At 68.3% G+C, this 12,926-nt stretch carries 13 protein-coding genes; all 13 read right to left on the reverse strand.

Going from position 1 to position 12,926, the window contains the following annotated elements; genetic code table 11:
• Positions 1–176 precede the first annotated feature (176 nt).
• The 13 genes from biuH to ACQY8B_RS22675 all read right to left on the reverse strand — a co-directional run bounded on the left by biuH (position 177) and on the right by ACQY8B_RS22675 (position 12,899).
• The gene (gene biuH / locus ACQY8B_RS22615; RefSeq protein ID WP_422088757.1) at positions 177–887 is read right to left on the reverse strand and encodes a biuret amidohydrolase; all 711 of its coding nucleotides are present in this window, start codon (positions 885–887) and stop codon (positions 177–179) included.
• Between the two features lie 5 nt (positions 888–892).
• Positions 893–1,885 carry a formamidase gene (locus ACQY8B_RS22620; RefSeq protein ID WP_422088758.1) on the reverse strand — a complete coding sequence of 331 codons (993 nt, stop codon included), beginning with the start codon at positions 1,883–1,885 and terminating at the stop codon, positions 893–895.
• A 5-nt stretch (positions 1,886–1,890) separates the two neighbouring features.
• Positions 1,891–2,814 carry an ABC transporter permease gene (locus ACQY8B_RS22625; RefSeq protein WP_422088759.1) on the reverse strand — a complete coding sequence of 308 codons (924 nt, stop codon included), beginning with the start codon at positions 2,812–2,814 and terminating at the stop codon, positions 1,891–1,893.
• Entirely contained in the window at positions 2,811–3,887 is a 1,077-nt protein-coding gene (locus ACQY8B_RS22630) for an ABC transporter permease (protein ID WP_422088760.1), read from the reverse strand. The genes ACQY8B_RS22625 and ACQY8B_RS22630 overlap by 4 nt, the downstream gene beginning before the upstream one ends.
• A 118-nt stretch (positions 3,888–4,005) precedes the next feature.
• On the reverse strand, positions 4,006–5,133 hold the full coding sequence (locus tag ACQY8B_RS22635; protein WP_422088761.1) for a BMP family ABC transporter substrate-binding protein: 1,128 nt from the start codon (positions 5,131–5,133) through the stop codon (positions 4,006–4,008).
• Between the two features lie 61 nt (positions 5,134–5,194).
• Positions 5,195–5,578 carry an oxalurate catabolism protein HpxZ gene (gene hpxZ / locus ACQY8B_RS22640; RefSeq protein WP_422088762.1) on the reverse strand — a complete coding sequence of 128 codons (384 nt, stop codon included), beginning with the start codon at positions 5,576–5,578 and terminating at the stop codon, positions 5,195–5,197.
• Positions 5,575–7,050: an AtzE family amidohydrolase gene (locus ACQY8B_RS22645; RefSeq protein ID WP_422088763.1), complete on the reverse strand. Its 1,476-nt coding sequence runs from the start codon at positions 7,048–7,050 to the stop codon at positions 5,575–5,577. The genes hpxZ and ACQY8B_RS22645 overlap by 4 nt, the downstream gene beginning before the upstream one ends.
• Positions 7,047–7,253 (reverse strand): AtzG-like protein, encoded by a 207-nt coding sequence (locus ACQY8B_RS22650; protein WP_422088764.1) that lies wholly within the window; start codon positions 7,251–7,253, stop codon positions 7,047–7,049. The genes ACQY8B_RS22645 and ACQY8B_RS22650 overlap by 4 nt, the downstream gene beginning before the upstream one ends.
• 23 nt (positions 7,254–7,276) lie before the next feature.
• Positions 7,277–8,110, reverse strand: coding sequence for an ABC transporter ATP-binding protein (locus tag ACQY8B_RS22655; RefSeq protein WP_422088765.1), 834 nt, complete (start codon positions 8,108–8,110; stop codon positions 7,277–7,279).
• Between the two features lie 123 nt (positions 8,111–8,233).
• Positions 8,234–9,061: an ABC transporter permease gene (locus ACQY8B_RS22660; protein ID WP_422088766.1), complete on the reverse strand. Its 828-nt coding sequence runs from the start codon at positions 9,059–9,061 to the stop codon at positions 8,234–8,236.
• 5 nt (positions 9,062–9,066) lie between these two features.
• Positions 9,067–10,080: an ABC transporter substrate-binding protein gene (locus ACQY8B_RS22665; RefSeq protein WP_422088767.1), complete on the reverse strand. Its 1,014-nt coding sequence runs from the start codon at positions 10,078–10,080 to the stop codon at positions 9,067–9,069.
• A 12-nt stretch (positions 10,081–10,092) separates the two neighbouring features.
• Positions 10,093–11,826: an allophanate hydrolase gene (atzF, locus tag ACQY8B_RS22670; protein ID WP_422089095.1), complete on the reverse strand. Its 1,734-nt coding sequence runs from the start codon at positions 11,824–11,826 to the stop codon at positions 10,093–10,095.
• A gap of 200 nt (positions 11,827–12,026) precedes the next feature.
• Positions 12,027–12,899, reverse strand: a complete 873-nt coding sequence (locus tag ACQY8B_RS22675) for a M48 family metallopeptidase (RefSeq protein WP_422088768.1) — start codon at positions 12,897–12,899, stop codon at positions 12,027–12,029.
• Positions 12,900–12,926: the final 27 nt, after the last annotated feature.

Genomic DNA, 12,926 nt, shown 5'->3' on the forward strand with positions numbered 1-12,926 from the left:
GGCGCCCTGTGCACGACTAGCGCTGCCGTTGTGCTGGCTGATCAACAAGTGCTCTGAACAACGCTCACGCTGGCGGGGTGCCTTGCGCAGCGAAATAAAGGAGGAGCCCGAAGGGCGGGGGACATTCGCGGAGCAAGGTACCCCGTCGGCGGGAGCGCGCCCCGAACAAAACTGCCTCATAGGACAGCCAGCAACGCTTGCGAGGTGGCGTGCGCCCCGAACACCCCACCCTGCATGGTGATCATCTTCAGCGCCGCAAGATGATTGCCGTAGTCCGTCGCAGCCGTGCAGTCCGACAACAGCAGGCACTCGAACCCTCGGTCGTTGGCGTCACGCATCGTCGTGTGCACGCACACGTCGGTGGTAATGCCCGCAAGGATGATGTTCTCGATGCCGCGCGTACGCAGGATCAGCTCGAGATCCGTCGCATAGAACGAGCCCTTGCCAGGCTTGTCGATCACCACCTCGCCCGGCAGCGGCGCCAGCTCTGGAATGATTTTCCAGCCCGGCTCGCCGCGCACCAGAATGCGCCCGCACGGCCCGTCGTCGCCGATGCCCACGCCGTTCGCGCCGATCTGCCGCGAACGCCAGCGCTTGTTGGCCGGCAGGTCGCCGAGGTCGGGCCTATGCCCTTCGCGCGTGTGGATGATGTGATAGCCCAGCGGCCGCAGCGCCGCCAGCGTGCGCGCGATCGGCTTGATCGGCGCCTGCACCAGCGACAGGTCGTAGCCCATCACATCGACATACCCGCCCTTGCCGCAGAAGTCGGTCTGCATGTCGATGACGATGAGCGCAGTGTTGTCGGGCCGCAGCGCGCCGTTGTAGGGCCAGGCATAGGGCTCGGCGGCCACGTGGCGCTCGGTGGTGTTGGCGATGGTGGTGGTCATGGTCGTCATCCCGCGTAGTTGCGCTGCGGCGGCGCGAAGCCGCAACTCGTGCCGTCGGTCACCTTCACCTCGGCGCTCCACGGCAGCCTGTAGGTGCCTGCGGCCATGTCGTGCATGTAGGTGTAGGGGCAGTCCTGTGCGCCGCCCTTCACCGCAACGTAACCGCGGTGATAGAGCTGGTAGATGTTGTTCTCCACGCCCCAGCCGGTGCGGGCCTCGCGCACGAGGTCGGGGCGCAGCTCGGCGGTGATGATCTCGTCCACGCGGCCGCCGCCCTCGACCAGCACCGTGCCGTCGAAGTTGCAGAACATGCCCTCGCCCATCGAGTCGAAGCTGCCGTCGCTGCCGCACAGGCACACGCTCGCGGTGTATGCGAGATTGCAGAAGGCATTGGCCTGGTTGGTGATCTTCCACGCGTGGCGGATGGGCGCGGTGTAGCCGGCCGTGCGCAGGATGATGTCCGCGCCCTTGTACGCAGCCTCGCGCGCCATCTCGGGGAACATGCCGTCGTGGCAGATGATGAGCGACAGCTTGCTGCCGTTGGGGCCGTCGCACACCGGAATGCCGAGGTTGCCCGGCTCCCACGGCTCCACCGGCACCCACGGATGCAGCTTGCGGTAGTAGAGCCTGATCTCGCCGTGGTCGTCGATGATCAGGCCGCTGTTGTAGGGGTTGCCGCCGGGGTTGGCCTCCATGATGGAGAAGCAGCCCCAGATTCGGTGTTCGATGCAGGCCTGCCTGAAGGCCGCGACCTCGGGCCCATCGAGCGTGCACATGATCTCGGGGTTGGTGTCCATCGAGAGTCCGTGCAGCGCGTATTCCGGGAACACCACGAGGTCCATGGTCGACTGGTTGCGACGGGCCTTGCCCACCATCTCGCAGATGCGCTGCGTTTGTGCGGCGAGTTCGGCCGGCGTCTTCACGCTCGGCAGTTGCAGCTGCACCAGACCGACGACGACGCCGTGCGCCGATTTGTTGAGGCCTCCGAGACCGCTCATGACATTCAGCTCCTTGTGGACGAAAGTTCGCCGGGGCTGCCGACGGCCGCGCTGCCCGGCTTGCAGGTGAACACCAGGATCACCAGCGTGAGCACATAGGGCACGGTGTTGAAGAGGTGGTAGCCCCAGCCGATGCCGATGGATTGCAGCGCCGGGCCGATGGCGCCCGCGCCGCCGAAGAGCAGCGCCGCGCCAACACAGCGCAGCGGGCTCCAGCGCGCGAAGATCACGAGCGCGACGGCGATCAGGCCCTGCCCGCTGGAGATGCCCTCGTTCCAGCTGCCCGGATAGAACAGCGTGAGCGACGCACCACCGAGCCCCGCGATGAAACCGCCCGCCGTGGTGGCCGCGATGCGCAGGCCCGAGACCGAGTAGCCGAGCGCTCGCGTGGCCTGCGCCGAATCGCCGGCCATGCGCACCAGCAGGCCGGCACGCGTGCGCGCGAAGCCCCACCACAGCAGCACCGCGAGCGCCACGCCGATGGGCACCAGCGCGTTGAGCTGCAGTGCCGAGCGCACCACCGTGTTGTCGCTCCAGAAGCCCAGCGGAATCGCCGGGATCTGCGGTGCCTGCGGCTGGATGAGCGGCTTGCCGAGATAGAACGCGAGCCCCGTGCCCAGCAGCATCAGCGCGATGCCGGTGGCCACGTCGTTCACACGGTCGAGCGAGCACAGCAGGCCATGCAGCAATGCGAGCGCCGCGCCAGCCATCGCGCCGACCAGCACGCCCAGCCAGGCCGAATCGGTGAGGTACGCGCCGCCGAAAGCCGCCATGGCCGACAGCACCAGCACGCCCTCGAGGCCGAGGTTGATGCGTCCGGATTTTTCGGTGAGGCATTCGCCCAGGCTCACGAACAGGAACGGGGCGCCCACGCGCAGCGCGCCGCCGACGATGCCGGCCACCAGCGCGATCCATTGGTCGGCAGTCATGCGATGTAGCTCCTGTCGTAGTGCTTCGCCTCGGGCAGCATGCGGTCGCCGAACTTCTTCCAGTTGACCGTGCGCAATCCCTCGCTCGCGAGGATCAGCACGAAGGCGATGCCCTGCAGCACCAGCACCGATGCATCGGGCAGGCCGAGGCGCCGCTGCAGCAGGCTGCCCGCCGCGCCGAAGCCGCCGAACAAAATCGCCACCGGCACGATGGCAACCGGGTTGTGCCGCGCGATGAACGACACCAGGATGCCCGCGTAGCCGTAGCCCGCGATCAGCGAGGCGTTGGCGTTGGTGTGCACCGCCGCCACCTCGACCGCGCCCGCCAGCCCCGCGCACGCGCCGCCGAGTCCGCAGGCCGAAAGAATGAGCCGCGTGGCCGGCAGCCCCACCAGCTGCGCGGTGCGCGGGTTGCCGCCCACCACGCGCACCGAGAAGCCCGAGGCCGTGGCACGCAGCCACCAGCCGAGCCCCAGGCAGGCCACGACGCCGATCACCAGCCCCCAGTGCACGTCGGAACCGCCGATGCCGCCTATCAGCAGCCCGTCGTTCAATGCATGGGTCGAAGGCTTGTTCAGGCTCGCCGGGTCGCGCAGCGGCCCTTCGACCAGGTGCTTGAAGATGCCGATGGCGATGTAGGCCAGCAGCAGGCTGCTGATGGTTTCGTTGATGCCGCGAAACTGCCGCAGCCAGCCCGCGAGAACGATCCACACCGCACCGGCGATGGCGCCCGCAATGCACACGATCACCGTGCCGGCGGCATTGCCGGGCAGCGGCACCGCATGCGCCAGCGCCGCGCAGGCCAGCCCGCCCAGCACCAGCGCACCCTCGCCGCCGATGATGATGAGCCCCGCGCGCGCGGGCAACGCCACGCACAGCGCGGTGAGCATCAGCGGCGCGGCGCGCTGCAGCGTGTTCTGCCACGAGAACCAGTCGCCGAACGCGCCCTTGAACAGCGTGGCCCAGACCTCCACCGGATCGACGCCCGCGAAGGCCACCAGCAGGCCGAACACCAGCAGCGCCGCCGCGATGGCGAACACCGGCAGGGAGAACTCCTTGAGGACACTGCGCATGATGAAGCTCGCTTTCAGGCCAGGGCCGTCGCGGAACCGGCTTCGCCGGGCCGCTGACGGCGCCCCCTTGCAAAGGGGGTGGGCGAAGCGACACGCAGTGCGCGAAGCCTGGGGGATGTCATCCGATGCTTCCGACCACGCCCTCGACGAGGTAGTTCATCTTCTCGAGCTCCAGGTCGGTCTGCTTGAGCACCTTGCCGGCCGGCACCACGACCGCGCCCTTGTTGTCCTTGATGCCGTCCTTGAAGATGTCGAAGCTGCCCGCGATCATCTTCGCCTTGATGTCGTCGGCCTGCTTCTTCGCGGCATCCGGCACCATGGGGCCGTAGGCGGACATCTTCACGTAGCCTTCCTTCAGGCCGCCGCGCAGGAAGTTGGGATGCGGCTTGCCGGTTTGCGCGGCTTCGATGGCGGTCTTGTAGGCGGTGAGCCAGTTCCATTCGGCGCCGGTGAGGTACGCATTGGGTGCCAGCCTGGCCTGGCTCGCGTGGTAGCCGCAGACCATCTTGCCGCGCTTGGCTGCGGTCTCGACCACCACCTTGGGGCCGTCCACGTGCATGGTGAACACGTCGCAGCCCTGGTCGGCCAGGCTGTTGGTGGCTTCGGCCTCCTTCACCGCCATCGACCAGTCGCCCGTGAAGATCACGCTGCAGGTGATGTTCGGCTTGACCGAGCGCGCGCCCAGCGTGAAGGCGTTGATGTTGCGCAGCACCTGCGGAATGGGCTTGGCCGCGACGAAGGCGATCTTGTTGCTCTTCGTCATGTGCGCGGCGATCACGCCGTTGAGGTACTGGCACTCGTCGATGTAGCCGAAGAAGCTGCCGACGTTCTTCGGGTGCTTGCCCTCGGTCCAGAGGCCGCCGCAATGCGAGAAGCGCACGTCGGGGTACTTGGGGGCCACCGCGAGGATGTGCGGATCGAAGTAGCCGAACGACGTGGGAAACAGCAGCCCGGCGCCGTCCTGCGAGATCATGCCGGCCATGGTCTTCTGAACGGCGGCCGTCTCGGGCACGTTTTCTTCTTCCACCACCTTGATGCCGGGCAGCTTCTTGATCTCTGCGGCGGCCATGGCGTGTGCCTGGTTGTAGCCGTAGTCGTCGCGCGCACCGACGTAGATCACGCCGACGGTGAGCGGCTTGGGCTTGGCCTGCGCGCTGGCAAGGGCGCTCCAGCTTCCGAGCGATCCGGCGGCGCCCAGCGCGGCCAGGGTCTTGAGGGAATCGCGGCGATTGAGAGGGCTGGTCATGACGTACTCCGTTGCTGGAAAACAGGTTGAAGGACTGAAGGAAAAAGAAGTGCCTGGGGGTTCAGCCGAGCAGGCTGACGTGCGCCGAGACCACGCGCCAGCCCTCGGGCGTGCGCATCCAGGTCTGGCTCTGGCGGCCGGTGCGCTCGGCGCCTTCGCGGCGGAACTCGCAGTTTGCGGTGGCGAAGTCGCGCCCGTAGGTGGTGATGACGGTGACGAGCAGTTCGCGCGCAAGACCCTGCGAGGGGCGCGATGCGCGAAAGGCCCGGATCTCGTCGTAGCCGTAGAGGTTTTCGGTGGCGCCGTAGCGCAGCGTGGTCGGGCTGTTCCAGAACAGCTCGTCGAGCAACTCGACCTTGTTGTTCACCAGCGCATCCTCGTAACGGGCGAAGGCGGCCTGCACCTCGGCCAGCACGTCGGGCAGGTTGATGTCGCTTGCGTTCATGCGGGTGCTTTCTCCGAATTCAGTGCGGCGACGGGCGCATGCGCCACGCCCGCGGCTTCGAGTGCCGCGGCCACGCGCAACACGAGGTCTTCGCGCCAGGGCGCGGCGATCACCTGCACGCCGATCGGCAGGTTGGGCAGATCCGGCGGGTTGGCGTGGGCGCTCCAGACCGGCACCGCGCACACCGGCAGGCCGATGCATGAGAAGGGCTGGGTCAGCAGGCCCATGTTGGGCCGCACCGGCAGCACGTGGCCGTTGACCTCGAAGCTCTCCGCGCCGATCGGCGTGGCCGCGCTGGGCGTGGCCGGGGCCAGCAGGATGTCGTAGCGGGCGAACAGGCGCGCCACCGCCTCGGCATACACCCGGCGCACGCGCTGCGCGCGCGCCACCCAGGCGGCAGGCAGCAGCGCACCGGCCAGAAAGCGGTCGCGCGACAGCGGCTCGAAGTCGTGCGCGCGGCGGCGCAGGTCGTCCAGGTGCAGCGCGGCGCCTTCGGCGTTGGTGATGAGGAAGGCGGCGGCGCGCCCGGCCTCGACCAGCGGCAGTTCGACGCTGGCCTGCGAGACGCCCGAGCCCAGCGCATCGGCGACCAGATCGACGGCGGCCAGCGCCTGGGCGCCGGCGCGCTGGTGAAAGTAGCCGCCGAGCACGCCGATGCGCAGGCCTCGCGTGCCCTGCGCCAGCACGCCCGACACGGGTTCGACGGCACGCTGGGCGCAGCCGGGGTCGTGCGGGTGGCCCGCGTCCTCGGGCCCCTGCAGCGCGTCGTAGACCAGCGCCAGGTCGCGCGCCGAACGGGCGAAGGGGCCGAGATGGTCCAGGCTGGACACGAACGGAAAGCTCCCGGTGCGCGGCAGCCGCCCGAAGGTGGGCTTGAGGCCGAACACGCCGCACAGCGACGCGGGCACGCGGATCGATCCGTTGGTGTCGGAGCCCAGCGTGAGCGGCACCTGCCCGGCGGCCACCGCGGCGCCCGAGCCGCCCGACGAACCGCCCGCGATGCGTGTGAGGTCATGCGGGTTGCGCGTGGGGCCTTCATGGCTGTTCTCGGTGGTGAAGCCGTAGGCGTACTCGTCCATGTTGAGCGCGCCCACCAGTACGGCGCCTGCGCGCTCCAGCCGTCGCACCAGCGCGGCGTCGGCGCGTGCGGGTGCGGTCTGGCGCTCGATCTTCGAGCCCGCGAGCGTGGGCAGGCCGGCAATGTCGAACAGATTCTTCACCGCGAAGGGCACGCCGAGCAGCGGCAGTTCGCGGGTGCGCGCGCCGTTCGTCGACGCCAGCGAGGCATCGACCTGCGCCGCGCGGCGCAACGCGCGTTCGGCCAGCACTGCGGTGAAAGCGTTGACCTGGCCATCGGTGGCGTCCACACGCTCGAGGCTGGCCTGCACCAGCGCGGTGGCGCTCGCGGCGCCGGAGCGCACCGCTTCGGCCATGGCGGTCGCATCGCGCCCGAGCAGATCCGCTGCGGTCATGCTTCCTTCTCCTCGGGCTCCACTGGCAGGAAATGCACTGCCGGCTCGGCTGACATGGCCAGCGGTACCGACTCGACCAGCGCGGCAAACTCGGCCGCGAGCGCAAAGTAACGCAGCACGCCGGGGCGGTGCGCGGGCGACAGGGGCAACGCGAGCGCCGCGGCGGCGGCGTCGACATAGCTTTCGATCTGCGTGGGTGTCATGGTCGGCTCCTTGTGTCGATGCCCTACCGACGGACTTCGCGCTGGAAGATGTCGAGGCTGAGCTTTTTCATGGCCACGAAGCTCTCGGTGCTCAGCGTTTCCACGGTGCGCGGGCGGGCATCGCCATAACGCAAGATCTCGGCCACCCGGGTGGGCCGCTTGGTCAACAGCAGTACTTCGTCGGCCAGGTACACCGCCTCTTCGAGGTCGTGCGACACCAGCAGCATGGTGGTGCCGGTCTGCATGAACACCTGCTGCAGCTTCTCGCGGATGAAGAGGGTCATCTCGAAGTCGAGCGCCGAGAAAGGCTCGTCGAGAAACAGCACCTCGGGGTTGGGTGCGAGCGCACGCATGATCGACGCGGTCTGCTGCTGGCCGCCCGAGAGTTCGTAAGGAAAGCGCTTGAGGTCGAACTTCACGTCGAAGGACGCCACCAGCTCTTCCATGCGCCGGTCGACCTCGGCCTTGCTGCGCCCTTCGAGCTTCAGCGGATAGGCGATGTTGTCGATGGTGCGCATCCAAGGAAACATCGCCTCGCGGTAGTTCTGGAACACGTAGCCGATCTTGGTGTCCAAGCGCCGCTTGCCGTCGAACAGGATCTCGCCCGAATCGATGGGAATGAGCCCCGCGATCATGTTGATGAGCGTGGACTTGCCGCAGCCGTTGGGGCCGAACACCGAGACGATGGCGTGCTTGGGAATGTCGAGGTCGAAGTTCTCGTACAGCGGCCAGCCAGCGAAATACTTGGTGAGACCGCGGATGGTGATGTGCGTGCCGGCCGGGCCGGGCTTGAAGGCAGGCTTGGGCACGTCGGCGTACACCGGGCCGTTGAGGACGATGTCAGTTGAAGCTCGCATGGATGCGCTCCTGTTGGGGTCTTTGCGTGAGCTGACACGGAACCGGCTTTGCCGGGCCGCAGGCAGCGCCCCATCGCAGGGGGTTGGCGGCTACGCGCAGCGAGCAAGCCTGGGGGTGGTCCATCACCTTCCGCTCCAGTGCACGATGCGGCGTTCGGCAATGAGAAAGAGGATGTTGAGCGCATAGCCCAGCGCACCGGCCGCAAGAATGGCCGCGTACATGCTCTTCACGTTGAGCACCTGCTGCGCGTCGATGATGCGGTGGCCGAGCCCCGTGTCGGAGCCGATGAACATCTCGGCCACGATGACGATCACCAGTGCCATCGACACCGCTGAGCGCAGGCCGACGAAGCTGGGCTGCAGGCTTTCCCACACCAGCACGTCCTTGAAGATCTGCCAGCGCGAGGCGCCCATGACGCGCGCGGCCATCACGCGCTGCTTGCGTGCGTTGATGACGCCGTAGGCGCTGTTGAACACCACGATGAGCAGCGCGCCGAAGGCCGCGATGGCCACCTTGTTGACGTCGCTCACACCGAAGATCAGCAGGAACAGCGGGATGAGCGCTGACGACGGCGTGGAGCGGAAGAAGTCGATCAGGAACTCCACGCTGCGGTACGCCTTCTCGTTGCTGCCGAGCAGCACGCCCAGCGGCACGCCGACGGCCGCCGCGATGACGAAGGCCTGCACGGTGCGCCACACGGTCATGGCGAAGTCGGTGAGCAGCGGACCGCCGGCCAGGCCGGTGATGAGCGCGGCGATGGTGTCGGCGGGCGTGGGCAGCAATATCGGCTTGATGAAGCCGAGCCGCACCACCAGGTCCCACACGATGAACAGCACCACCGGGCCTATGAAGGGCAACATGCGGTCGCGCAGCGGCGGCCTGGGCGCGGCAGTAGCGGCACTGGCCGGCGGGGTCCACGGCGCGGCCGTGGTCGTGCTTGCTTCGGCCATGGTCTTCAAGCCTTGTAGAGCAGGCCGTCCACCGGCACCTTCTTCTCGAAGATGCCTTTCTCGGTGAACAGGTCGTAGAACTTCTGGAAGTACGCGACGTCGCTGGGCTTGAACTCGTTGTAGAGCATGTACGACGCGAGCGGCACTTCGGCCGTGAGCTTGCCTTCGATGGCGGTGTAGCCCTTCATGAACTGGCGTGCCTCGTCGGGCTTGGTTCGCACCAGCTCCACGCCGCGCGCATAGGCGGCGATGTATTTCTTCGCGATCTCGGGGTTCTTCTTGATGAACTCGGTGGTGAGGCTGGCTGCCCCGCCGTGCCACGGCGCCATCGGGTCGCCGAGGATGTACTTCGCGACCACGCCGGCCTCGATGACGCGCGTGGTGCCGTTCATGCGGCCCACGGTGCCGGTGGGCTCCAGCGTGTAGCAGGCGTCGACCTGCCCCGCGACCAGTGCGGCCACGTGCTGGCCGATGGGCAGTTCGCTCACGGCCGCGCCCTTGGCGCCCGCGCGCTCCAGCATGGTCTTGCACAGCGTGACGTTCTGTATGCCGGGGCCCGAGGCGACCTTCTTGCCGGCCAGCTCGGCCATGGTCTTGATGGGGCTGTCCTTGGCGACGATGAATTCGTCGAGCACGTATTTCGCGTTGCTCGGGTTGGTGCAGAAGATCTTGAAGAGGCCGGGCTGCGCGATCTCGCCGATGGCGAGGTTGGCCGAGCCGGTGCCGTTGGCGCTGCCGTCGCAGCGGCCGGCGAGCATGCCTTCCATCACCTGCTGCGCGCCGGCGAACTTGAGCGGCTCGACCTCGAGGCCGGCTTCCTTGAAGTAGCCCTTGTCGACCGCCGCGAAGAACGGCAGGCCGGCGGCCACGGGCCAGAAGCCGATGCGCAGCTTTGCCGCGCCCTGCGCACGCACGATGGCGGGCGCGGCCAGCACGGCCAGTCCGGCGGCGCCGGCCTGCAGCAGCTGGCGGCGGCTGCTGGTGCTGCTCGACGCGGGAGGTTTTTCTTGGTTGCTCATCGGAACTCCTGATCAGTTGGAACTCGGTGTGGCGCGGCTCGCGACGTATGCGCGCCAGCCGCCATGGAGGGTCACGTCCTGCGCGCCGGCCAGGGCGTGGCCCTCGCAGATGAAGCCTTTCACCCAGCTGCCGTCGGCCAGCTCGACGCTGCCCAGGCCCAGGGGCGGTGGAATGAGAGCGAGAAAGCTGCCGACCTGCGCCAGGGGCACGGCCCAGACTTCGAGCGCGATGGCGGCGCCTTCATCGCCTTCGACCACGCGCTGCAGGCCGGGCTTGGGCGGCACGGTGCCGGGCAGTGCGTAAAGGCGGTAGGAGGGCGAGGTCGTCGTGGCACGCAGCAGCGTCGCCCCGCGTTCAGTGAGCTGGCTGTTGAGCGGCATGCCCGAGAGATGCGCACCGACCACGGCGATGGGCAGGGTGCCCGCTTCTGGCGCAGCGAGACCCGGAATGGCGCGCGGCGCGGGCAGCGGCTCGTCGGTCGCGCCAAGCGCAAGCCCGGTGGCGTGGTGGTAGCGCTGGCCCAGGTCGGCCAGCGCGAGGTCGCTGCCGCACGGACCGATCAGCGTGATGCCGAAGGGCAGGCCATCCGCGCGCAGGCTGCTGGGCACGGAGAGCGCGGCGTAGTCGAGCAGGTTGACGAAATTGGTGTACGCGCCGAGGTTGCGGTTGAGCGCCACCGGGTCGGCGCGCATCTGCTCGCGGGTGTAGTGCGTGGGCGTGGTGGGCACGAGCAGCACGTCGATGTCGCGCCACATCGGCTCGACCTGCTGCGCGATGGCGCGCAGCCGCGTCTGGGCTTCGAACACGTCGGCGGCGGTGTAGTTGCGCCCGCTCGCGAGGATGCCGCGCACGGGCTCGATCACCTCGTCGCCGTGCGCATCGAAGAACTCGCGCACCGCGGCGTAGCGTTCGGCGACCAGCGCGCTTTCATAAAGCAGCGCGGCGGCCTCGGCGAGCGGGGCATAGGCGATGGTGACGGGCGAGCCGCCCATGGCCAGCAGGCGCGCGGTCGCGTCGTTGAACGCCCGTTCGGCGGCGGTGTCGCCGAAGAAGCTCAGCCTGTCGGGCACGCCGAAACGGAAGTGCGCGGGCAGCGGATTGCGGCTCAGGGGGATGTCGCGGGAGTACGGATCGCGCGCGTCGTGGCCGACAGCGGCGAGAAGCACGTCGACCGCGGTAGCGACGGTGCGCGCGAAGATCGAGACGCAGTCGGCGCTCTGCGCAGCGGGCACCACGCCGAAGGTGCTCAGCAGGCCACGCGACGGCTTGAGGCCGACGATGTTGTTGAGCCCGGCCGGCACGCGGCCCGAGCCTGCGGTGTCGGTGCCCAGCGCGAAATCGACCTCGCCGGTTGCCACCACATAGGCCGAGCCCGAGCTGGAGCCGCCCGAAACGTATCGCGCGTCGAAGGCGTTCGGCACCTCGCCGTAGGGCGAGCGCGTGCCGTTCAGGCCGCAGGCGAACTGGTCGAGATTGGTCTTGCCGGCCAGCGATGCACCGGCTTCGAGCAGGCGCTGCACCACGGCCGCGTGGGCCTGGGGCAGGCGGTCGAACGCCGGGCAGGCGGCCGTGGTGGGCACGCCAGCCACGTCGATGTTGTCCTTGACCGCAAAGCTCAGTCCGGCGAGCGGCAGGGCAAAGCCCAGGGCCTTGCCAGCCGCGGCGTCCGCCACGGGAGCCGCGAATTTCGCGATCCAGGCGGCAGCGGGCGATCCGCTTTTTCCGTTTTCTTCATGCACCATCATTAGGCATCCAAACATGTGTACAAGTTGAGATGCAAACGGCGTGCCAGCGGCTGCCGACGTCGCGCAGCCCGCTCGATAGGTATCAGCCGTTGGGTGTCATGTCGTGAAACACCGCGGAACCGGCTTTGCCGGGCCGCAGGTGTTGCCCCCTGCAAGGGGGTTGGCGCAGCGACACGAAGTGCGCGAAGCCTGGGGGTGAGCTATTTTCTTGCGTCGCGGTAGAGCTTCTCGACCTTCGGCAGGTTCGCCTCGAGCTTCGTGATGCGATCCGGCCCGCTCGGGTGCGTCGAAAGGAAGCTCAGGCTGCCCTGGTTCTTGGACGCCGCGGCCATCTTCTGCCACAGCGACACCGACGCCTTCGGGTCATAGCCTGCGCGCGCCGCGAGTTCCAGCCCCACGAGGTCGGCCTCGGTCTCGTCGCTGCGGCTGAACTTGAGGGTGATGAGCTGCGTGCCCGCGCGCGCCGCCAGGTCGCCCACCTGGCCCCAGCCGAGCATCTGCGCACCGAGGGAAAGCACCGCGCCGGTGCCCGCGCTCTTGGCCATGCGGGCGCGCGCGTGTTCGCGCAGCGCGTGGGCCATTTCGTGGCCCATGACCATCGCGACCTCGTCGTCGGTGAGCTTGAGCTGGTCGAGGATGCCGGTGAAGAAGGCGATCTTGCCGCCGGGCATGCAGAAGGCGTTGATCTGCTTGCTGCCGATCAGGTTGACCTCCCACTTCCAGCTGCGGGCGCGTGAATTCCACGGCGTGGCAAACGGAATGAGGCGGTTCGCGGTGGCGCGCAGGCGCTGCAACTGCGGGTTGTTGTCGCCGGCGAGCGCGCCCTTGGCGCGGGCCTGCTCGAGCAGCTGGCCGTATTGCTGAACGCCGGCCGCCTCGATCTTGTCGGCGGGCACGAGGTTGCGCGCCACCGATGCATTGCCCACGTCGACCTGCGCCAGCGCCGGGCCGCCCAATGCCGCGCCGGCCGCGGCCAGCAGGAAGGCGCGCCGGGGATTCCAGGGCGATGCCGCGGAAGGAAGGACGGAGCCGGCGGCGGTGCCGGAGGAAGAGCGCTCGCATCGTATGCACATAGGGGCCGGATCATAGGAACAAATGAA

The sequence above is a fragment of the Variovorax sp. genome (genome assembly GCF_965279555.1).
Lineage (GTDB): Bacteria > Pseudomonadota > Gammaproteobacteria > Burkholderiales > Burkholderiaceae_C > Variovorax.

Coding starts and splice junctions, on each gene's coding strand:
- biuH (WP_422088757.1), bottom strand. CDS start 887: ATGACCACCACCATCGCCAACACCACCGAGCGCCACGTGGCCGCCGAG.
- ACQY8B_RS22625 (WP_422088759.1), bottom strand. CDS start 2,814: ATGACTGCCGACCAATGGATCGCGCTGGTGGCCGGCATCGTCGGCGGC.
- hpxZ (WP_422088762.1), bottom strand. CDS start 5,578: ATGAACGCAAGCGACATCAACCTGCCCGACGTGCTGGCCGAGGTGCAG.
- ACQY8B_RS22620 (WP_422088758.1), bottom strand. CDS start 1,885: ATGAGCGGTCTCGGAGGCCTCAACAAATCGGCGCACGGCGTCGTCGTC.
- ACQY8B_RS22655 (WP_422088765.1), bottom strand. CDS start 8,110: ATGCGAGCTTCAACTGACATCGTCCTCAACGGCCCGGTGTACGCCGAC.
- ACQY8B_RS22635 (WP_422088761.1), bottom strand. CDS start 5,133: ATGACCAGCCCTCTCAATCGCCGCGATTCCCTCAAGACCCTGGCCGCG.
- ACQY8B_RS22645 (WP_422088763.1), bottom strand. CDS start 7,050: ATGACCGCAGCGGATCTGCTCGGGCGCGATGCGACCGCCATGGCCGAA.
- ACQY8B_RS22665 (WP_422088767.1), bottom strand. CDS start 10,080: ATGAGCAACCAAGAAAAACCTCCCGCGTCGAGCAGCACCAGCAGCCGC.
- atzF (WP_422089095.1), bottom strand. CDS start 11,826: ATGATGGTGCATGAAGAAAACGGAAAAAGCGGATCGCCCGCTGCCGCC.
- ACQY8B_RS22660 (WP_422088766.1), bottom strand. CDS start 9,061: ATGGCCGAAGCAAGCACGACCACGGCCGCGCCGTGGACCCCGCCGGCC.
- ACQY8B_RS22650 (WP_422088764.1), bottom strand. CDS start 7,253: ATGACACCCACGCAGATCGAAAGCTATGTCGACGCCGCCGCCGCGGCG.
- ACQY8B_RS22675 (WP_422088768.1), bottom strand. CDS start 12,899: ATGTGCATACGATGCGAGCGCTCTTCCTCCGGCACCGCCGCCGGCTCC.
- ACQY8B_RS22630 (WP_422088760.1), bottom strand. CDS start 3,887: ATGCGCAGTGTCCTCAAGGAGTTCTCCCTGCCGGTGTTCGCCATCGCG.